This is a genomic window from Sporosarcina sp. NPDC096371 (assembly GCF_044762865.1).
Taxonomy (GTDB): domain Bacteria; phylum Bacillota; class Bacilli; order Bacillales_A; family Planococcaceae; genus Sporosarcina.
The window spans coordinates 110,753-132,203 of the sequence record NZ_JBIWFE010000007.1; the positions used below are offsets into that span (position 1 = coordinate 110,753).

18 protein-coding genes are annotated in these 21,451 nt (G+C 39.7%); 11 read left to right on the top strand and 7 right to left on the bottom strand.

Annotation, left to right across the window (positions count from 1 at the left end):
* Positions 1-32: 32 nt before the first annotated feature.
* On the bottom strand, positions 33-680 hold the full coding sequence (locus tag ACIQ0H_RS17220; RefSeq protein ID WP_403417378.1) for a hypothetical protein: 648 nt from the start codon (positions 678-680) through the stop codon (positions 33-35).
* A gap of 197 nt (positions 681-877) precedes the next feature.
* Between ACIQ0H_RS17220 and ACIQ0H_RS17225 the strand changes: the two genes are divergently transcribed.
* A complete protein-coding gene (locus tag ACIQ0H_RS17225) occupies positions 878-4,729 on the top strand; it encodes a DEAD/DEAH box helicase (protein WP_403417381.1) in 3,852 nt (1,283 codons plus the stop codon).
* Positions 4,730-4,804: 75 nt separating this feature from the next.
* Here ACIQ0H_RS17225 and ACIQ0H_RS17230 read toward each other — a convergent pair whose 3' ends face one another.
* The 4 genes from ACIQ0H_RS17230 to ACIQ0H_RS17245 form a co-directional block, all read right to left on the bottom strand.
* On the bottom strand, positions 4,805-5,491 hold the full coding sequence (locus tag ACIQ0H_RS17230) for a YjjG family noncanonical pyrimidine nucleotidase (RefSeq protein ID WP_403417383.1): 687 nt from the start codon (positions 5,489-5,491) through the stop codon (positions 4,805-4,807).
* Between the two features lie 158 nt (positions 5,492-5,649).
* Positions 5,650-6,324 carry a YesL family protein gene (locus tag ACIQ0H_RS17235; RefSeq protein WP_403417386.1) on the bottom strand — a complete coding sequence of 225 codons (675 nt, stop codon included), beginning with the start codon at positions 6,322-6,324 and terminating at the stop codon, positions 5,650-5,652.
* A gap of 31 nt (positions 6,325-6,355) precedes the next feature.
* Positions 6,356-7,240, bottom strand: a complete 885-nt coding sequence (locus tag ACIQ0H_RS17240; protein WP_403417388.1) for an ROK family protein — start codon at positions 7,238-7,240, stop codon at positions 6,356-6,358.
* Positions 7,241-7,466: 226 nt separating this feature from the next.
* Positions 7,467-9,251, bottom strand: coding sequence for a glycoside hydrolase family 13 protein (locus ACIQ0H_RS17245; protein ID WP_403417390.1), 1,785 nt, complete (start codon positions 9,249-9,251; stop codon positions 7,467-7,469).
* A gap of 394 nt (positions 9,252-9,645) precedes the next feature.
* On the opposite strand from ACIQ0H_RS17245, the gene ACIQ0H_RS17250 reads away from it, so the two are divergent.
* The 10 genes from ACIQ0H_RS17250 (at position 9,646) to ACIQ0H_RS17295 (ending at position 19,202) form a co-directional block, all read left to right on the top strand.
* The gene (locus ACIQ0H_RS17250; protein ID WP_403417393.1) at positions 9,646-10,977 is read left to right on the top strand and encodes a sugar ABC transporter substrate-binding protein; all 1,332 of its coding nucleotides are present in this window, start codon (positions 9,646-9,648) and stop codon (positions 10,975-10,977) included.
* A gap of 69 nt (positions 10,978-11,046) precedes the next feature.
* Positions 11,047-12,432: a sugar ABC transporter permease gene (locus ACIQ0H_RS17255; RefSeq protein ID WP_403417396.1), complete on the top strand. Its 1,386-nt coding sequence runs from the start codon at positions 11,047-11,049 to the stop codon at positions 12,430-12,432.
* Positions 12,429-13,265: a sugar ABC transporter permease gene (locus ACIQ0H_RS17260; RefSeq protein ID WP_403417398.1), complete on the top strand. Its 837-nt coding sequence runs from the start codon at positions 12,429-12,431 to the stop codon at positions 13,263-13,265. Before ACIQ0H_RS17255 ends, ACIQ0H_RS17260 begins: the two co-directional genes overlap by 4 nt.
* A 219-nt stretch (positions 13,266-13,484) precedes the next feature.
* Positions 13,485-14,510, top strand: a complete 1,026-nt coding sequence (locus ACIQ0H_RS17265; RefSeq protein ID WP_403417400.1) for a LacI family DNA-binding transcriptional regulator — start codon at positions 13,485-13,487, stop codon at positions 14,508-14,510.
* Positions 14,511-14,599: 89 nt separating this feature from the next.
* Positions 14,600-15,325: a ThuA domain-containing protein gene (locus ACIQ0H_RS17270; RefSeq protein WP_403417402.1), complete on the top strand. Its 726-nt coding sequence runs from the start codon at positions 14,600-14,602 to the stop codon at positions 15,323-15,325.
* Positions 15,326-15,347: 22 nt separating this feature from the next.
* Positions 15,348-16,373: a Gfo/Idh/MocA family protein gene (locus tag ACIQ0H_RS17275; protein WP_403417405.1), complete on the top strand. Its 1,026-nt coding sequence runs from the start codon at positions 15,348-15,350 to the stop codon at positions 16,371-16,373.
* Positions 16,374-16,391: 18 nt separating this feature from the next.
* Positions 16,392-17,360, top strand: a complete 969-nt coding sequence (locus ACIQ0H_RS17280) for a sugar phosphate isomerase/epimerase family protein (RefSeq protein WP_403417407.1) — start codon at positions 16,392-16,394, stop codon at positions 17,358-17,360.
* Positions 17,361-17,493: 133 nt separating this feature from the next.
* On the top strand, positions 17,494-18,534 hold the full coding sequence (locus ACIQ0H_RS17285) for a Gfo/Idh/MocA family protein (protein ID WP_403417409.1): 1,041 nt from the start codon (positions 17,494-17,496) through the stop codon (positions 18,532-18,534).
* A gap of 13 nt (positions 18,535-18,547) precedes the next feature.
* Positions 18,548-18,781 carry a hypothetical protein gene (locus ACIQ0H_RS17290; RefSeq protein ID WP_403417411.1) on the top strand — a complete coding sequence of 78 codons (234 nt, stop codon included), beginning with the start codon at positions 18,548-18,550 and terminating at the stop codon, positions 18,779-18,781.
* Positions 18,732-19,202 (top strand): sugar phosphate isomerase/epimerase family protein, encoded by a 471-nt coding sequence (locus ACIQ0H_RS17295; protein ID WP_403417413.1) that lies wholly within the window; start codon positions 18,732-18,734, stop codon positions 19,200-19,202. The genes ACIQ0H_RS17290 and ACIQ0H_RS17295 overlap by 50 nt, the downstream gene beginning before the upstream one ends.
* A gap of 98 nt (positions 19,203-19,300) precedes the next feature.
* Here the strand turns inward: ACIQ0H_RS17295 and ACIQ0H_RS17300 are convergent, their stop codons facing one another.
* Together ACIQ0H_RS17300 and ACIQ0H_RS17305 are read right to left on the bottom strand one after the other, a co-directional pair.
* The gene (locus ACIQ0H_RS17300; protein ID WP_403417416.1) at positions 19,301-20,242 is read right to left on the bottom strand and encodes a Gfo/Idh/MocA family protein; all 942 of its coding nucleotides are present in this window, start codon (positions 20,240-20,242) and stop codon (positions 19,301-19,303) included.
* Between the two features lie 38 nt (positions 20,243-20,280).
* Positions 20,281-21,447 (bottom strand): ROK family transcriptional regulator, encoded by a 1,167-nt coding sequence (locus tag ACIQ0H_RS17305; protein WP_403417418.1) that lies wholly within the window; start codon positions 21,445-21,447, stop codon positions 20,281-20,283.
* Between the last annotated feature and the right edge of the window lie 4 nt (positions 21,448-21,451).

A 21,451-nucleotide genomic window follows, 5' to 3' on the forward strand; every position in this document is an offset into this window, starting at 1 on the left:
CAGCCAAAGTGTATCAGTGGCTGGTTTTTTGTTTACTTTATTTCGGGAAATGTTATGACCAATGTGCCGTTTAGGTTGACCACATCGATGATTTCGTCATTAAAAAGATAAGGTGTATCGTAACTATCTTGCGGTGTTACTTTTTCGTAAATATTTTTCACCGATAACACAGGAAACGTAACAGGGATATAGCGACCTTTACTTAGTGTTTTCATATTACCCATTAAAAATACTTCTTTGCTGGAAGCTGCAAAACTGAGATGGCCTACTTCTTTATTCAACGAACCTGACACCAAGGCAACGCTTTGTAATAAAGAAATGGTGCATAAAATGAAATCATTAATGATTTCATTCGACAACTTTTCGAAGCCATAGCTACTAAATAAAGCGTTAAAGCCGTTTCTTATTTCCTTAAAAGAGAATATATCTTCGATTTTCTTCTTACCTTTTACTTTTTCCAAATTAGTAATAATATACTTGCATTCCTCGAGATAGTCCTTGACATAACCAGTACATTTTTCTCTATGTATAACAAAATTACAAAGTTCTGTTATTACGGTATTATCACGACTATCTTCTTTTACAAGCATTAAGAAACTATACAAATCTTTTTCGTCAAAATTTCGTTCGGTGAACTTGTTATAGTAGTATTCGATTAGCTGCTGCTGTTTTTTATCCATAATTTTTACACCTCATTGTTTATTCAAAGTCTATTTTTAATCATATCATGGCGGCGGTCCAAAATCACGGGACATTCCATCAGAAATCGACTATAATAAGAACATGAGCTTGTATATACGGAGTAGATAAAAAATCATGGTCAGTTATCTCTAATGGGATACTGACTTTTATCAGTTTGTGGAAAGAAGGCATTCGGGTGACTCAACAATCAACTAAACAGAAAGTGATGCGATGTGGACTAGGTCTGACAGATAACGCACGTAAAGGAATGGCTCAATTTGTAAATGGAGAACATGCCTTTTTTGCGTTGCAGGTAGCCTTTGACATACATATTGAAAAACGTCCCAATAATAAACAAGGCAATATGTCATTTTCATTTTTCTTTGATAATGATTCGAATGATGTTTTAGCGAAACGGCTCAAGGGCAAGGTCGCAGTGATGGAATGTGTGTATCAGCATGATGGTTTTTTGGCAACGGGTTTTCATGTGAGAGGTCGCAAAGAAGTCGTTCGCACCAATCGCCGGCTGCCTACGCGATTGAAGTTTCAGCTGGGGCGTAATACTGGCGCTACAATGCCGGTTGAATTGTACACGAGTCTTCGGGAGTTGCCGATTGCGGAAGAACGATCTGAATATGTGAAGAAAAGAATTTCCAGTTGGGAAGGTTATTTACGTATACAAGAACGCAATGCAGATGTCGCGGATGTGACGTCGGCTTTTTCGCGCGCCAGCTTCAGTGAGGATTTTAGTAAGTTACGTCTTGTGTGCAGTGACTTAAAGGGGCCAGATTGGCAGGCAATCAAAGGCTTCAGTGCCAGGATGACGGGGACTTCACAGGATATAGGGAATGTTCTAAACGTGAATCGGTCTAAAAATATGGTCGAGATCGAACTCAGTCGCCAATACAGAGAGATGGCTAGACAGAATAAGTGGCATCCGAAATCATTTAAGGAAGTTACGTTCAGTAACTTTTTGGAATTAAGCCAAGTTAGGCGACTGCGAAAAGGTTTTAAAGATTTGCAGGACGGTCTGGCGGCAAACGCAAATTTAGAAAAAGTTCTATTTGAAGAACGGCCAACTGTACGTATTTCAAAACAACAGCAACAACTCGTTTTCCATAATGAGTTAAACAAATTTCAAAAAGAAGCTGTCACGGGGGCAATGACATCCCATGATTTGTATGTAATCCAAGGGCCACCGGGAACTGGGAAGACAACGGTGATTTCTGAAATTTGTCACCAAAATGTGAAGGCGGGACTACGCACACTCGTCGCATCCCAAGCTAATCTGGCTGTGGATAATGCGCTTGGTCGATTGCTATCCCATCAAGACATCCGCATTTTACGGTACGGACGAACGGAAAGCATTGAAGAAGAAGGAAAAAAGTTTATCGAAGAAAATGTGGCACTCAACTGGAAAAACCAAACCCTAGCTGCGGTCAAAGAACAGCTGAGGTCACACAGCGAAAGGGCTACGCAACTTGAAGCTGCGTTACAAGATTGTGAAGACGAATCACAAAAACTTCAACTTGAACTAGATACATTAGCCGAAAAAATCAAGTTAAAAAAAGTTGCCCAAGAAGAACATCTTACATTATCCAAACAAGTGGATCAGCAGATGGAGAGTATAGAAAATGTCACAACACTGCATGAGGACTTATTACAGAAACAAGCCGCATTACAAGCATCCGCTGATACCGTAACGACTGAAATTCGGGGGATTGAGGAGCTTTTTCGATTACAAAGTATCAGTCCGCAAACCGTTGCGCAAATGGAAGTCGTGGAACAGCAACTTGAGAAGCTTCGCGGTGACATCACTTATCGCCAAATATTACAACAAATTGGGGAAACGATACATTCACTAGCAGCAATTCAGAAAGATCTTGAAGTGAAGACAAGTCAGTTCAATGACTGGCAAGGATTTGTACAGCAAATGGATACGATAATGAAACTAGAGCATTTCCAACAACGCATCCGTGAGGTTGGAATTGTTGTAACATCGGATACAAATCGGAAAATCAGTGACTTACAGCGGCTAATTGCTGAGTTGAAATTGAGTACATCGACCGCCAGCTATAATGAGTGGATGGAACTGATTAATAGGCTGTCAACAGCTATTGAAAAAATAGAACGTTTACTTGTACAGTATGGGTTTCTTCAAAAGTCCATGAAAAGAGCTGGTAGCCAAAAATATACCACCGTGACGTCTATTCATGAACTCATTGATCGTATTGGAAGATTTCTAGTCGAGCCGTCCACGAAGCAAAGTCTTGAGTCGAGAAGCTATTCAGCAGAAAAATATGACAACCTTGAAACAATTGCGATTGCATTGGATATGTTGCGTGAAAGAAGACACTACGCCAAGGCACAAGCAGCCAGCTTTGATAAACATCATCAGCTCATTGAACAAACGAAAACATTGTTTACGACTATTAAAGTGGAGACTACCAAGCATGTGCAACAGGCTATGTTGGAATTGGAACGACAAAAAAATGGCATGCGGCACGATGTAGAGAGTTTACAAATTACGCTGAGTGATCTTCGGAAAAAAAGCTCGAAACTGTTGGAACAGCTTGGTGCTATCGATGAAAAAGTTCCCCTTGGTGAGTTGATAGGGGAATTGGCAGACAAAGAAAAAGTGTACGCTGCTTACCAACATACAAAGGATTCTCTTGAGAAAGATACGGTTAAGTTGAAGCAGCTGAACGCTGAGGATCAACGAACTGCTGAGCAAATGGAGAAGAATGCCGTCCAATTACAGACATTCATCCAGGAAAAAGAAGAACTAAGCAAGAAATTAGCTGAAGCACAAAACCAACTGATGGCACTGGCAGTAATCCTGCAGGGGAATCCCGAAGTCGAGCAACAACAAGTATTTGTAACTATCGAATCACTGTTGCAACATCAACAAGAGCTAAAAATGGAACAGCGACGATTGCCAGTTACACAAAAGATACAACAACAGTGGTTGACCCTTCTGACAGATGCAAATGATTATGATTTGGATGAGATTCGGAAATTGTATGTCAAGCATGCGAATGTTATCGGCACAACTTGCGTGGCATCGGCAAGGCGTGATTTTGTGGAAGAATATCCGACGTTTGATGTTGTGATTATCGATGAGGTTTCGAAAGCAACACCACCCGAATTGCTACTCCCGATGTTGAAAGGGAAAAAGATTATTTTAGTGGGGGACCATCATCAGTTACCTCCGTTAGTTGGTCAGGAAACATTGGAAGAATTTCTTGAGGAAATTGATATTCAAGAAGATAAGAAAGAATTTGAAAAACTATTGAATGAGTCGTTATTTGAACGTCTATTCAGGACTTTGCCTAAGCAGAATAAAACAATGCTCGGCATCCAGTATCGTATGCATGAAAGCATTATGAAAACGATAACGCCTTTTTATGAAGAAGGGGATTACAGTCTGCAATGTGGGTTGACGGATTCGGATACTATGCGCGATCACTTAATGGATTCGCAGTATATTAGCCGAAAAGATCACCTTCTCTGGTTTGATATGCCGAATAAGCCGCAGTACTTCGAGGAAAAAGTTAAAGGTGGAACGAGTCGCTTTAACCAAGCCGAATTAACAGTGATTAACAATATTTTGAAGGATTTGGAAGGAGCAACTGTCAAAGCGAAGAGCGAAGGCAAGATGAAGCAAGAAGACAAAAAAAGTGTCGGGGTCATTAGTTTTTACGGCGAACAGGTAAAGCGTGTTGACCGTATGATTCAACAGGAATTGATGCCAAAGCATTTGCATTGTCGGACGGGGTCCGTGGACAAGTTTCAAGGGATGGAAATGGATATTATTATTTTGAGTTTTGTGCGGAATCACGGAGAAAAGGGCGGCGACATTGGTTTTGCAAGAGATTATAGGCGGCTAAATGTGGCGCTGTCAAGGGCTCGCGAACTACTCATAATTGTAGGGAGCTCAGAAATGTTTACAGTGAGGACAAAACACGCAAACTCAAGGGCGATGTATGGGCGTCTATTAGAGGATGTTAAACAGAACAAAGGCTTTAGGGTTCAAGAAGTATTTTAAAGAAATGTAGAGGGTTACTTGTGAAAAAACACCTACACAGCACTGTGTAGGTGTTTTTATCATACATAAGGGCAATCATTTTAAGACTTCTGACATGAAGTCGGTCCAAGTATGGATTTCATAGGTGGGGTGAATCGTTGTTGAGTTTTCTTTCATTTGCGGATTAAACCAACACGTATCGATTCCAAAGTTATTCCCGCCTTGGATATCTGAAGTGAGGGAATCACCAATCATTAGGATCCGGGATTTCTCTGAGATTTGAAGTCGTTCGAAAGCATATATATAAATGTCAGCATGTGGCTTTTGGCTAGCTGCTTCCTCAGACGTAATAATTACCTCGAACGAATCGGAGAAAATGGAATTGTTCATGCGCGTGTGCTGTACATCTTTAAACCCATTCGTCAGCAACGCTAACCTATAACCGGAAAGACCTTGCATCATGTCTTTTACCCCATCGATTAGATGGACTTCTTTCCCTAGATTCTCAAGATAGGTTTTACCAAAAAGTTCAGCGTTAACATCAAGCTCATGTTGTAGGAATAATCGCTTGAATCTCTCAGTTTTAAGCTCTGCTAACGTGATGTCCCCTTGTTCCAAATTAGTCCATAATACGTGACTGATAGCTTTATAACTCGTTATGTATTGATTAAATCCATCTGGTAAACCAAACGCTTGAAAAGTAGTAGTAAGGGCGTGCTTTTCTGATACGGCAAAATCAAATAACGTGTCGTCCAAATCAAATAATAATACATCATACTTCATAAGTTGCTCATCCTTTGTAACGATTAATGTAGTTTAGAATACCGTTTGATTGTTAGTATGTCAATATCTATTGGGGGAGGTAGGGGAGGGGGAAAGGCGATTTGAAGGTACCAGCGTCTATAGCTACTTCCAATAGTAGTTATAGACGCTGGTGTGTATTATGATTTTACAAGATTCAAGTAGCTTCGATGAAAAGCAGAAAATGATAAAAAGGCAATCAGTGAACCTGCTAACAAAGGTAGTAAAAATTTAACGACAGTAAAGCTAACAAATAGAATAATTCCACTACTAATGGCTACCGAAATAAATAACATAGGGCTGCCTATGGTTAGCAAGAAAGTGTTTTTGAATGCAGGTAGCCACTTCATATGATAATGGACTGTAACCGAAAAAAGATTAATAGTGAAGACGAATAACAAAATGCCCAAAACGATGAAAACAGCGCCCATTATCTTGTTCTTATCGAAGAAATAATAGAGGTCTACCGCCCAAATAAGCCATATGCTTGTTAAAATTAGCCCATTGACGACACTTCTCTTATAATTTTCTTTGTAGTAATGCCAGTAGGACTTACTATCCTCAGTTTGCATAATCCAACCCCGTACCACTGCAAACATGGCCGTGGTGGCAGGAAAGAATAAGATGGGCATCAAAAAGAGCAAAGGAAGTAACAATGAGATTACGGCTTCTATTTGATCGACTAATAATAAATTTAAAAATAAAAAAGCGATTGGTAAATTAAAAAGTATCCAAAGTAAATTAGTGAAAGAAAATCTCACAATCCATTCACTAATAACATAGATGCGACCCATTAAACCTGAACTGTTACTCATAATTTTCTTCCTCCTTGAAGGCGTAGGGATATTATTTAGACAAATGTAACGAAGCCGCCCCAAGCAATCCTGCTTTATTCCCTAAAGTTGCTTTAATGATTTGGACATCAGAAAAACTACTAATCGTTAATTCTTGTACTTTTGCAGCAACGGAAGCGACTAGTTTTTGTTGCTCCATTACGCCACCACCTATAATAATAGCAGGTGGATTAAAGATATGAACGAGTGAAACGAGACCATACGCCACTTCAAGTACCCAATCATTCAATACTTTTTCTAGCCTCGTATCCCCTTGGTCCAGGCCTTCAAAAATTTTACGTCCATTGTCATACTTACTATCCAGTTCCAATGCTTTTCTTACCAAGGCAGTCGTAGAGCCATACATCTCGTAACAACCGACGCATCCACAATTACATTTTTCACCGCCAGGATGTAGCATGATATGCCCGAATTCACCTGCACAGCTATTCATCCCTTTATAAACGGTTGAATCGATGACAATTGCTCCGCCTATACCCGTTCCGTATGTTAGGCATAAAAAATCCTTAAAGTTTCGACCGGCGCCAAAGTACTTTTCCCCTAGAGCTGCCGCATTGACATCATTTTCAACTTTCACGGGTACCCCGAATTTGTCCTCGAATATAGCTTTGACATTCATCCCAGTATAACCGGGGAAATTTTCATTGGCATAAATGATTGTTCCTTCTTCACCATTTACTTGACTAGCAGTACTAATGCCAATAGCTTCAAATCCCGAATACGTCGCCTCGATGGACTTCAAGAGATTGTCGACTAAATGTTGCCCACCTTGCATCGCTTCAGAATCAATCTCTTTAAATACGGAAGATTGTCCCTTACTATCTACCAAGCACATCTTAATAGATGTTCCGCCAATATCCACTGCTAATATGTTCATATGTTTCACCCTCGTATTTTAATATTTCGACAAGTTCTCCAATTAACTGTAGCATAAGTTTTTGAATCTATCCATTTAAATTACGGATACAGGGTGTACGTATTTTCGACTGATTAACTAAGCCGAATAGAAGGATAAAACCCATTAACTCAAATAGAATTAACGGGTTCTATAGAAAGAATACCTGCCAATACGTTTTGACTACCCACAATTTGTATAGTTTGTGTTAATCCATTTTCATTTCAAAAACTTTATAGCCGTACGGGTCTATCTGGATCATTGAATCCGTCTTGAAAACCGGGGTAGTAGCTTTCAAAACGAGTGCGTTTTCAAAACAATACTCTTGAAGCTCTTCGCCTACGAATTCCCGTACAACTGGTATTGTTATTGATTGATCACTATTGTTTATGACAAAAATCATGCGTTTCTCGTCATTGTACTTTTCGTAAATCACACTGCTACTAACATTGTCAGCATAAATAAACCGAAAGCTACCGCCGTTTCCGAAAACAGGATCAGTTTTGCGAAGGCGAATCAACGCCCGAACATAATTTAATAATGCATGGTTTTGCTCGGTGTCATCCCATATCATACATGCACGGCAACCCGGATCTTGTCCACCGACCATACCTATTTCATCACCGTAATAAAGGCAAGGGGTTCCGATAAATGAGAGTTGAAACAGGTATAATAATTTCACTTTGTCAATGTTGCCATCCGCTAATGTTAGCATTCGAGGAGTATCATGACTATCTAGTAAGTTGAATGCTACTTCGTTCACGTTTGCTGGGTACATATGTAATACCTCAGTTATAGAATGGGCAAACGTTTCAGCATCCATCTCATTTTTTGCAAAGTAATCAATCGCTCCATTTGTAAATGGATAGTTCATGACAGCATCAAATTGATCACCTTGTAACCACGGCATCGAGTCATGCCAGATTTCACCTAAAATATAGGCATCGGGCTTCGCACGCTTAACCACTTGTCGAAATTCACGCCAAAAAGCATGATCGACTTCGTTTGCAACGTCAAGCCGCCATCCATCAATATCAAACTCCTCAATCCAATAGCGTGCAACATCTAAAAAATAGGCTTTTACTTCGGCATTTTCAGTATTTAACTTTGGCATAGTTTCAACAAAAGCGAATGCATCATAATTAGGCTTAGGTTCGGTTACGACAGGGAAGTCCCAAATGTGAAACCAATCCTTGTAAATCGACTTTTCTTGGTTTCGTAATACATCCTGAAAGGGTCCAAAGTAAAAACCGCTATGATTAAATACGGCATCCAGCATGACGCGAATCCCTCTGGCGTGACACTCTTCCACAAGAAGACGAAATGTTTCTTTATCACCAAACTGCGGATCGATTTCCATATAATCCATGGTGTCGTATTTATGGTTAGAATGCGCTTTAAATATCGGCGTAAAGTAAATGCCGTTAATGCCAAGGTCAACTAAATAATCAAGATGATCAATGACTCCTTTAAAATCCCCACCAAAAAAGTTAGTGGTTGTGGGTGCAGTGCTTCCCCAAGGTAAAGTTCGCCGAGGATTTATACGCTTATCGCCATTCGCAAATCGGTCAGGGAAAATTTGATACCAAATTGTATCCTTTACCCATGCAGGTGCATCAAATACATCCGCATTATTTAAATAGGGAAAACAAAAATATTGTGATGTATCGCTTGGTTGTGCATCAAAAAATCCGCGCTCCATATAATAGCATATTTCACTGCCGTCCATACATTTGAAGCCATAGCGCATACGACGAAATTCTGGAGAAACCGCTATAAACCAATAGTCAAACAGGTTTGTTGAACCCGTTTTCTGCATTTTCAGTGTCTTGGTTACCCATTTTCCTTCATTCCAGTGATAAGGATCTCCATAGACTAATGTAACAGCAGTTACATCATCTTTTTTGGTTTGCAAGACAATATGAAGTGTTTCTTTGTCATAGGCATATGCAAAGTTATTTTTTGGCCGATGATAAATTGCTTCTTTTAACAAATCAATAACCTCCTTTTTATACAAACGTTTGCACAGATATTGTTTTACAACATCATAACTCTATTAGACTTTGAATAGGTTTTCAAAGCCATTCCAAGTCTACTAGGTACAATATTTGAATAACTACGCTGTTGGATAAGCGTTAATGCCATGATAATAGTAATTGCCTCTTTCGTAAAGTGAAAAAAATAATAATTGAAATTACTTAGAGTATATGTATAATGAGAATTATGAAATCAATGCAAACGGTTTCATAGAATTCAGCAGTTGAAGAAAGGAATTGATTAAGTAACGAGTATCTTAAACGAGTAGGGTGTATGGATGTCGAAGGAATTTATGTGTGTAAAGTTGTTTATTTAATATGTGCTAATTAAAAACGAAGGGGTGGGTTATTTTGAAAAATTCTTTAAAACTACTATTTACTCTCATGTTATTAGTTGTATTAGCAGCTTGTAGCAAACCAGGTAGTCCAGGAGTGAATGGTGAACAAGGGCAAGGTGGGACTGAGGATAATAAGGAAGCAGGGTCTAGTGAAACGGGGGAACTAGAACCAGAAGACGATGCTAAATTAGTAGTTTGGGCTAACAGTGAAGGTGAAGAAGGAGAATGGATCCGATACGTTGCTGAAAAGTTTACTGAAGAATATGGATTCCCAGTTACGATAGAAGAAGTAGCACATACGGATGCTCCTGGTAAACTTCAAACGGATGGACCAGCCGGTTTAGGTGGGGATGTATTTATGGCGCCACATGATCATGTGGGGAATATGAATACTGCTGGTTTAATTTATGAAAATTATTTTGCTGATGAATATAATGAACGCTTCATGGAAAGCGCCATGCAAGGGGTTTCCATCGTTTCTGATGACGAACTGAAAACATATGGTTTCCCTCTGGCCATTGAAACGGTTGCACTTTACTACAACAAAGATTTGCTGGACAGCATGGGATTTGAGCCGGCAGAAACTATGGATGAATTGATAGAGCAGTCTAAGCAATTTATGGCACAAAATCCAGGTTCATATGGATTTATGCTTGAGCCTGGAAACTTCTACTTTACACATGCATTTCTGGGTGGATACGGTGGTTATATATTTGGCAACGATAATACCAATCCGGATGACCTTGGTCTAAATAATGAAGGTGCGGTTAAAGCTGGTGAATTTATAAAAATGATTCACAATGAACTACTTCCAATTAAGAAGGAAGATATTACAGGAGATGTCATTGGTTCCTATTTTAACGAAGGAAAGCTCTTGTATAACATGACAGGACCTTGGGCGTTGAAAGGGCATCTTGAAGCTGGTGTGAATTTAGGGGTAACAACAATGCCAAAGTTGGAAAATGGCGTCGTTCCTACTACATTTTCTGGTGTGAAAGCGTTGTTTGTGAACTCATATAGTAAGTATCCAAAAGCAGCGACAACGTTTGCAAAGTTTGCAACAAGTGATGAAATGCTCTTAAAGCGTTATGAAATAACGAATCAGCTACCACCTTCTATCGCATTGCTTGAAAGTGAGGAAATTAAAGAAAATGAATATAATATTGCTTTCTTAAGACAAGCACAACACGCGATATCTATGCCAAACATTCCTGCGATGGAATTGGTATGGGGGGGAATGGAAGTAGCATTTACAGCCATTTGGAATGGGTCTGAAGAGCCTAAAGCTGCTCTTGATAAAGGCGCCAAACAAATACGAGAAGCAATTGACTCCCAGATGAAATAATTGTAAGTATGAAAAGCAGAGCCGAGACTAATTGGAGTGTTGGCTCTTGCTTTAAATGGAGGGATCTATATGTATGCTGTCGAGAAAAGTGTGACGGATGAACACTCATCTACTCTTAAAAAAGAACCACCGACACCAAAAAAATCCTTCTTTACAAATGCAAAGAAGGCGGCATTATTTTCATTTCTATTTATGGGATTAGGCCAACTATACAATAAGCAATATGTGAAGGGCATTAGTTTTATATTGCTTGAAATCTATTTGCTGTTATTTTGGACAGTGCCATTTCAATGGGCGATGTGGGGGCTAACAACACTTGGGGAAACGCCACAAATACAAAAAGGCTTTGAAGTCGTTCAAGGTGATCATTCAATCTTCTTATTAATAGAAGGAATCTTGTTTTTAATTTCTTTCATCCTTCTTTTATGGTTTTATTATTTTAATATCCGAGATGCTTATAAAGTTGCCGTAAAGCGACAAGAAGGCATTAAACCTAATAATACAAAGGAAATGGTTAAGAATATCTGGGAAAACGGCTTTCCTTATATACTCCTAACGCCATCTGTATTATTTACATCATTCTTAACTGTTTTGCCGTTACTATTTGGTGTTTTAATTGCTTTTACGAACTATTCGGCACCCAATTACTTGCCACCAAAAAGTTTAGTAGATTGGGTAGGACTTGATACATTCATTCGATTATTTCAGATGAAGACATGGAGTACTACATTTTATGGGGTATTCGGCTGGACAGTCATTTGGGCAATACTTGCCACAGTGACAACATTCTTTTTAGGTTTGATTTTTGCGGTGTTGATAAGCCAGAAAGGGATAAGATTTAAAAAGTTTTGGCGAAGTATTTTTATACTTCCTTGGGCAATCCCGCAATTTATCTCCATCCTAATTATGAGAAATATATTTAATGGACAATTTGGTCCGATAAATCGCTATTTGATGGATTTAGGTATTATTGATACAGCAATCCCTTGGTTGTCGGATCCACTGCTTGCAAAGATGACCCTCGTTGTTGTCAATATGTGGTTTGGTTTCCCATTTTGGATGATTTTAATGAGTGGGGTTATTACAAGTATTGATAAGGAGCTATTTGAAGCTGCCCAAGTGGATGGCGCTACATCTGTCCAACGATTTTGGAAGATTACGATGCCATTGGTTATGTTTTCAACAGCACCCCTAGCTATTATGTCGTTTGCAGGAAACTTTAATAACTTCAATATCATTTACTTAATGACTCAGGGTGGTCCGGTAAATATGGACTATAACTATGCTGGCTCCACAGATATTTTGATAAGTTGGATCTATAAACTTACACTTGATAATGGTCAATTTGCGATTGCGTCAGTTGTGTCAATATTAATTTTCATTATTATTGCAATCTTCTCCATCATTAACTTCAGAAATACAAGAGCGTTTAAAGAGGAGGATATGATGTCGTGAATGGACTATTTTTTAAACAGAAAATAAGTAATGCATTGATTTACATCGTTCTAGTCATTACGGCTATCATTGTATTATATCCCGTTGTGTGGATCATTACTGGTTCTTTAAATCCAGGTAGCTCGTTATTTTCAACAAGGTTAATTCCTGAATCATTTTCATTTGATCATTATATCTACTTATTTAAAGAAACGAATTATCTAACTTGGTATAAAAACACCTTGAAAATCGCTTTTTGGAATATGATAATATCCACTTTATTAATAGTTTCAGCTGCCTATGCTTTTTCAAGATTTCGTTTCCCAGGTAGGACGCAGGGATTAATGGCGATGCTTGTACTACAGATGTTCCCTGGTTTTATGGGGATGATTGCTATTTATATTCTTTTGCTACAGATGGGATTACTAGATAATCATTGGGGATTAATTTTAGTGTACGCTGGTGGTTCAATTCCATTCGGTGCCTGGCTTGTAAAAGGCTATTTCGATGGACTTCCTAGAAGTCTTGATGAAGCTGCAAAAATGGATGGTGCGGGTCATATAACGATTTTTTTCAAAGTGATGTTACCTCTATCAAAGCCGATTATTGTTTTTATCGCGATCAATAACTTTATTGGTCCATGGATGGATTTTATTTTTGCAAGATTAATTCTAAGATCTGGGGAAAAGAAAACACTGGCTGTTGGTCTATTTGAAATGGTTACGGGGCAAGGGAATACAGAGTTTACAACATTTGCAGCAGGGGCTGTATTAGTAGCTATTCCAATTACAATTCTATTCTTTATCTTCCAAGATCACCTTGTAGAGGGTTTAAAGGCTGGCGCTAATAAATAATGTGTTTTCTATTACTTTGAAAAATATATTGAAGTGTATGTGTAGCGAAAATGCATTTCTATATTTATGTTGCACTATTCAAAAAGCAATGGTAGTCTGAAATTATATAATTATTGCGACTGTTACACAAATGGTGATTGGACGTAAATGTCTATCCGTGCAATCGATTTCATTGATAAAAGTAAAATTGAAATAAATAAAAAATAAAGGATGAAGGTTATGTCGGTAACGATAAAGGATGTTGCAGCGCGGGCGAATGTAGCCCCATCCACTGTTTCACGTGTGCTTTCAGATAGCCCGCATATTAGTGATAAAACGAAACGAAAAGTTCATAAAGTTATGGATGAAATGGGCTATCATATGAATTATAATGCTCGAAACCTTGCCCAACAGTCGACGAAAACGATTGGCATTGTTATGAAGAATTCCACTGAGGAATCAATGTATAATACCTTTTTCCCCGAGGTAATTAGGGGAATCAGTGGGTTGTGCAGTAAGTATGATTTCAGTATCAGTCTTACGACTGGGGAATCTGAGGAAGAAATTTTTAATGATACGGTAAAAATGGTGCGTGGAAAAAGGGTCGATGGCATGATCGTCTTGTACTCCAAAAAAGATGATCGGGTCGTTCCGTATTTAATCGAATCTGGCATCCCTTTTGTCGTCATTGGGAAACCTTTAATAGAACCCAGTAAGATCATGTTTGTCGACAACGATAATGTGCAAGCATCAAAAGAGGCTACCGATTATTTACTGAATCTTGGACATTCCAAGATTGCGTTTATTGGTGAAGACACGGAGTTTGAAGTTGGAGAAGCCCGCTTAAATGGTTTTAGTCAAGCGATGAAAGAGAGGCAACTTGACATTCCAGAGCAATATCTAAAAAACTTGCAACCGGATGCTAATCATGGGGGAAGAGTAATTACTGAACTCATGGAGTTAGCTAATCCACCTACGGCATTAGTTGTGACAAATGACTTAAATGCGTTAATTATTTTATCTGCTTTAAGCGAGAGAGGCAAGAAGGTGCCAGATGATATAAGTTTAATAAGCTTTAATAATTCAATCATTTCAAGAGTATCCAATCCGCCTTTAACCACTGTTGATACACAGATATTTCAATTAGGCTATGAGTCAGCAAGCTGTTTGATAGAACTGGTAAAAGATCCTTCCATGTTTAAAAAGAGTGTGGTCATACCGACTTCAATTGTGGAAAGAAAATCATGTGTAGCTCCAAAGGGTTAAAAAATTACGTAGGGATTCGTAATTTTGCTTAATAGTGCAACCGATTGCGCGAAGTAGTGCAACATACAACTTTAGGGGAGAGATTATCAATGAATATTGTCGTGTGGAATGAAAATCGTCATGAACAAAAAAATCCAGTTGTCGCAGAGATTTATCCCAAAGGAATCCACGGAGCCATTGCGGACTTTTTACAACAAACTTCTAACCAGGTAACAACAGCAACACTCGATGAACCTGACCACGGTTTAACGGAAGAGGTATTAAACGCGACAGATGTACTCGTTTGGTGGGGCCATCTTGCGCATGATGAAGTACAGGACGATGTAGTGGAAAGAGTTAAGAAGCGGGTACTAGAAGGCATGGGCTTGATCGTCTTGCATTCCGCTCACTTTTCTAAAATCTTTAAGACGTTAATGGGCACAACTTGTGACCTGAAATGGCGCGAAGCGGATGAGAAGGAAAGGCTATGGGTCGTGGATCCGAGCCACCCGATTACAGCGGGTATTGGAGAATATATTGAACTTGAGAAAGAAGAAATGTACGGTGAGCATTTTGATATCCCAGCACCTGATGAGTTAGTGTTTGTCAGCTGGTTTGAAGGTGGAGAAATTTTTAGAAGTGGGGCGACGTTTAAGCGCGGTAAAGGTAAGATCTTTTATTTCCGACCGGGTCATGAAACATATCCTACTTATTACAATGAAGATGTGCAAACGGTGATTCGTAATGCAGTGAAATGGGCTGTAAATTCGAATACACCAACACCGATTTATGGCAATGCGAAGCCATTAGAGAAAATTGCTAGTTTAAACGAATAAAACAACAAGGGGAGTGAGTTCAATGTCAAAATTAAGAGTTGCAGTTATTGGTTGCGGAAGCATTGCTAAATATAGGCATTTAGGGGAATATGAAAACCATTCTGGAGTAGAAATTGTCGCGGTCTGTGACATTGTCGAAGAAAGAGCACAAGAAATGGCACAAAAATATAGTGCGAAGCCTTATACGGACTATAAAGAGTTACTTGAAGTTGAAAAAGTAGATGCAGTGAGTGTGTGTTTACCGAACTATTTACACGCACCCGTGTCGATTGCTGCCCTACAGGCTGATTGTCATGTTCTGTGCGAAAAACCGATGGCGACATCTAGAGAAGAAGCGCAAGCTATGATTGAAGCGGCAAAAAGAAATGATAAAAAACTGATGATTGCTCACAACCAACGATTTGTGTCATCGCATCAGAAGGCGAGAGCATTAATTGCTAGTGGAGAAATCGGTAAAATCTATAGCTTCAGAACTGCATTTGGACATGGAGGTCCTGAAGGATGGAGTGTTGATGGTAAGGAAAGCTGGTTCTTTAAAAAGGAGCAGGCTTTTATCGGAGCGATGGGGGATCTTGGTGTACATAAAGCAGATTTACTCCGTTACTTACTGGGTGAAGAGTTTGTCGAGGTCGCTGGCTTTATCGAAACAAGTGCGAAAAAAAATACAGATGTTGATGACAATGCAGTTTGTATTTTAAAATCCGCAAGTGGCGTCATTGGTACGCTGGCGGCTAGTTGGGCATATACAGCAAAAGAAGATAATTCTACGATTATTTATGGCGAGCATGCTACGCTGCGTTTAGAAGATGACCCGAAATATTCACTCATTGTGAACTATAAAAGTGGAGAAGTCGTCAACTATGAATTAGGCGCAATTCAGTCGAATGCGGAAGGTGGTCAAACAACTACGCATGTCATCAACCATTTTGTTGATTCAATTGTTCAAGATATAGAGCCACTTATTAATGGTGAAGAAGGCATGAAATCATTAGAGGTGATTCTAGCAGCTTTGGAGTCTATGGAGACAAAACAATACAGTAAAATTTAACGATTGAGGGTGCGATTCATGAAACTAGGCGTATTCGCTGTTCTATTTGCGGAAAAATCATTTGAAGACATGCTGGATCATGTGAAAAATGCAGGTGTCGAAGCGGTTGAAATTGGTACGGGAGGCTATCCTGGCGATGCCCATTGTAACGTCGATGAGCTATTGGCCAGTGAAGACAAACGTAAGGATTATTTGGAAAAAGTGCAGTCTCGTGGGCTAACGATTAGTGCGTTCAGCTGTCATGGCAACCCTGTGTCACCTAACAAACTAGTTGCACAACAAGCGCATGATATATTCGTTAAAACCGTGAAACTAGCACAGTTACTAGGGGTTCCTGTCGTTAATACGTTTTCTGGAACGCCAGGAGCGCATGAGGATTCCAAGCAACCAAGTTGGCCAGTTTCGCCATGGCCAACCGAGTATTCGGATATTTATAACTGGCAATGGGAACAAAAACTCATTCCGTATTGGAAAGAACAAGGGAAGTTTGCGGAGGATCATGGTGTCAAAATTGGCATTGAGTTACACGGTGGTTTTTCAGTGCATACACCATATACGCTGTTGAAATTAAGGGAGGCAACTTCACCTGCTATCGGGGCTAACTTGGACCCGAGCCATCTATGGTGGCAGGGAATTGATCCTGTTGGCGCGATTAAGATTTTAGGAAAAGAAAATGCGATTCATCATTTCCATGCCAAAGATACATTCATAGACCAAGATAATGTGAACATGCATGGGTTAACAGATATGCAACCTTATGGAGATGTGCAAACACGCGCTTGGACATTTAGATCTGTTGGTTGCGGTCATAGTATCCAGGAATGGTCGGATATGATGAGTGCTTTGCGGACATTTGGTTATGATTATGTCGTTAGTATTGAGCATGAGGATCCGTTGATGTCGATTGATGAAGGATTTTCACGTGCTGTAACGAATTTGAAAACGGTTTTGATTAAGGATCAGCCTGCTGATATGTGGTGGGTGTAACTTGATTCATTGGACACAATTTCGCTTTGGCGTAATAGATTAATAAGTAGTAAAATTGTGCTGTATGGGGTAGGTATTCATACAGCACAATTTTTTAGGTCGTTTCAATCTAATAAAGAAAAGAGTGTTCTATATGACTGTATTAAGAGTTGGAATTATTGGTGCTGGTGGCATTGCAAGTGGTGTACATATTCCTAGTTATTTGAACAGCGGTAACAAGGTTGAAATCGTCGCGATTGCGGATATTGCAGTCGAACGGGCGCAGGAAGTTGCGGACAAATTTGCGATTCCGCATGTATTTGATTCATATCAAGAAATGTTAGCAACAGTAAAATTAGATGCGGTTAGTGTTTGTGTGCCGAATAAGTTTCATGCAGAAGCGACGATTGCGGCACTGGAGGCGGGCTGTCATGTACTGTGTGAAAAACCGCCGGCGATGACTGTGGAAGAAGCTGAACAAATGGTCAAGGCGGCAAATGAAGCAGGAAAGATTTTAACGTACGGCTTTCATTATCGCTATCGACCAGAAGTGGAAATCGCAAAAGCGTTTATTGATGCGGGGGAAATGGGTGATATTTACTCGGCCCGTGTCCATGCGATTCGCAGAAGAGGGATTCCAGGCTGGGGTGTATTCACAAATAAGGAGTTACAAGGCGGGGGCCCGTTAATTGATATTGGCGTTCATATGCTCGATACTGCGCTTTATTTGATGGGCTATCCAGAGCCAGAGGTTGTACTAGGCAAAATCCATCAACAGATTGGCCATAAAAAAGGGGTTGGCCTGCTTGGTGAGTGGGACCATGAAAATTATACCGTTGAGGACATGGCTATCGGGATGGTGACCTTTAAAAATGGTGCCACTTTAACGTTGGAGGCGGCATTTGCGGCAAATGTTGAAAAGGATGAGACGATGCAAGTTTCTTTGATGGGGAATAAAGGCGGTGCTGATATTTTTCCTTTGAAAATATATCAGGAGAAATATAATACGTTAATCGACAGTACACCTGCTTATCTATCAGAAACAAATGGACATCAACTTGAAATCAATCAATTTGTATCTTGTTGCTTGGAAGGGAAGACACCATTAAGTACTCCAGAACAAGGGCTCATCATTCAAAAAATCGTCAATGCGATTTATGAATCTGCGGAAACGGGGAAGGCGATACAATTTTAAGGGAGGGGAAGTAATGGGACAAATAGGTTTGCAATTGTGGTCCATTCGGGAAGAAGTAGAGAAGGATTTATTAGGAATGTTGGAAAAGGTAGCAGCTATGGGATATTCAGCTGTCCAGTTCGCAGGGTTTTTCAATCATCCAGCTGAAGAGGTCAAAAGGAAATTATTATATCATCGTTCTTTATTTGCCGGAAAATATGCGAACTACTGCCGAGGACTATCAAAGAACTGCGGCCTGGTTAAATGACATTGGGAAACAGCTACATGCCAAAGGGTTTTCATTAGGCTATCATAACCATGATTTTGAGTTTACGAAATTTGACGGTAAAACTGGGTTTGATATCCTCTTTGAAAATACGGATGCAAATCATTTAAAAATAGAGCTAGATTGCTTCTGGGCTGCTTATACGGGCAATAATCCAGTAGATATTATTGAAAACTATGCAGACCGTTGTGTATCATTGCATGTTAAAGATATGAAGGTGGGAGGGGACCAGCATATTTCTACAGAGCTAGGCACCGGGACACTGCCACTAGCAGATTATATTCAACAAGGGAAAAAACATAGCGTCAGGTGGTTTGTTGTTGAACAAGAGCATTTTACAAAAGATCCAGTAGAAAGTGCAGCACAAAATGCCACTGCAATTCGTGCTATTTTTGAAAAGTAAAAAAGTCGTCTTGTCTGAGTTTAACATTCATACAAGACGACTTTTTGAATTGAGTAAACAAAGTAAAGACATTACACCGGGTTCAATAGAATTCTTACCTATTCAGCCAGCAACTTCGCCACACTACGAGAAATCTCATGTGTATTAATCGTGGATTCAATCTGCTTATTGTTCACGCAGGCTATAAACTCCGCTACTTCATAATACATAGAATCATAGTCATGCTGTACGGAAATATCCTCCGTTTGACCATCTCGATATCTGATGACAATCTGACTAGGCTCACTGATTTTATCAATCTCAATAACACCATTTTCTCCTTGAATTTCACTTGGATAATAGGAATCCGAAATTTTGGAGTACATCAAAACCGCTTCAAAATGATCATACTGTAAAATCATACTACCTTGACCAATCGCACCTGTCGATAATAAATAGTCATTTTTCAGTACAGACTTAGGCTCGCCGACTAAATGAATAAGAGGGGCGATTGTATAGACGCCTAAATCCATCATCGCGCCATTGCCAAGCTCAGGTTTGAAGGCATTTTCGATAATGCCATTCTTGTATTTGTCGTAGCGCGAAGAGTATTGATTATAATGAAAAACAAATCGACGCAATGGACCAATTTTATGCAAATGCTTTTTTAAATTAAGAAAAGTAGGTGTAACAGTTGGTTTCATCGCTTCCATATACGTAGTTTGGTAGTCTTTGGATGCTCGAATCACTCGATCCATTTCGTCTACAGAAGTAACAGCAGGTTTTTCACAAAGCACATGAATGCCATTTTGCATTGCTAAAATACTTTGTTCCGCGTGGAAGGCGTTAGGGGAAGCAATATAAACCGCATCAATATCCCCGCTTTGAAACATCTCTTCCATATCTGTATAGACATTTTTGACTTGATAGTTATCCGCGAAATTCCTGCCGGTTTCCTCAGTTCTCGAATAGACTGCCCCAATGCTGAATTCAGGATGTGCTTTGGCGTCTTTAATCAACCGATCTGTAATCCAATTCGTTCCAATAATACCGAACCTCATAACAAACAACTCCTATAAGATAATTATTATTCATCCTATCAGACGGGCGCAAATAAATCGACCAGAAGTAAAGATACCGCACCCATCAACGTGGCATCATCGCCGTGTTTGGTGATGGTGACAGCTGTTTGTTTGGCCCGTGGTGTTAATGCCCGTGCCTCAATTGTTTTACGGATTTCAGGTAAAATAAACTTTGCAGATTTCATAACACCACCGCCAAGTACAATTTTCTCGGGGTTAATAATATGTATGAGATTTGTTAAGCCTATTCCAATTACCTTCCCTGTGTCTTTTAAAAGTGTGATATAGTTTTCATCGCCATCCGTCGCGGATTGATAGATTTCTGCCGCAGTAAGCGGTTGGTTGTTGGTAGCAATTTGTGCTTCTGCCCGTCTGACAATCGCTGGACCTGATATAAAGGTTTGTAAACAGCCTTGATTGCCGCATTCGCAAACTTGGCCATGCATGTCTATGGTCATATGGCCAACTTCACCCGCGATATCTTGTGCACCATGATACAATTTCCCATCTACAACAAGCCCCGCACCCACACCATGACCGATATTCACTGTCAGCATGCTATCGACTAGGTCATGATTTCCAAACCAGGATTCACCCAACGCCATTGCACGTGCATCATTCTCCACTTTCACTTCTAAGTCAAATTCTTTTTCAAGCTGATCTTTTATAGGGATATTTGTCATTTGTAAATTCGGAGCGAAAAGTGATGTTCCTGTTTCCACTTCGACCACACCATGCATCGCAACGCCTATCCCGATCACTTTATCGGAGATTGAAGGGGAGGCGGGCATTACAGCATGAATACAATCTTTTAAAATGGTTAGAAATTGAGCATTTGTTATCGGTGTTGTTAACTTACGGGAAGACCGCTGGATCACTTTTCCAGATAAATCGACAAGTATACATTTTATCATAGCCGTTCCTGCATCTACACCAATGACGTAAAAGGCTTGGTGGTTAATAAGTAGCATAGTCGGCTTTCGTCCACCCTGGGACTCGCCAAGCATGCTTTCTTTGACAATGCCTTGCTCAATCAATTCTTTCACGTTACCGCTCACAGTCGGGGGCGTCAACTTGGTCTCTTTGGCAATTTGCGCCCGCGAAATGGGCGCATCTGTCCGGATTTTATTTAAGATGATGGATTTATTAACGGATTTCATCCACTGGAACGTACCTTGTCGCATAGTT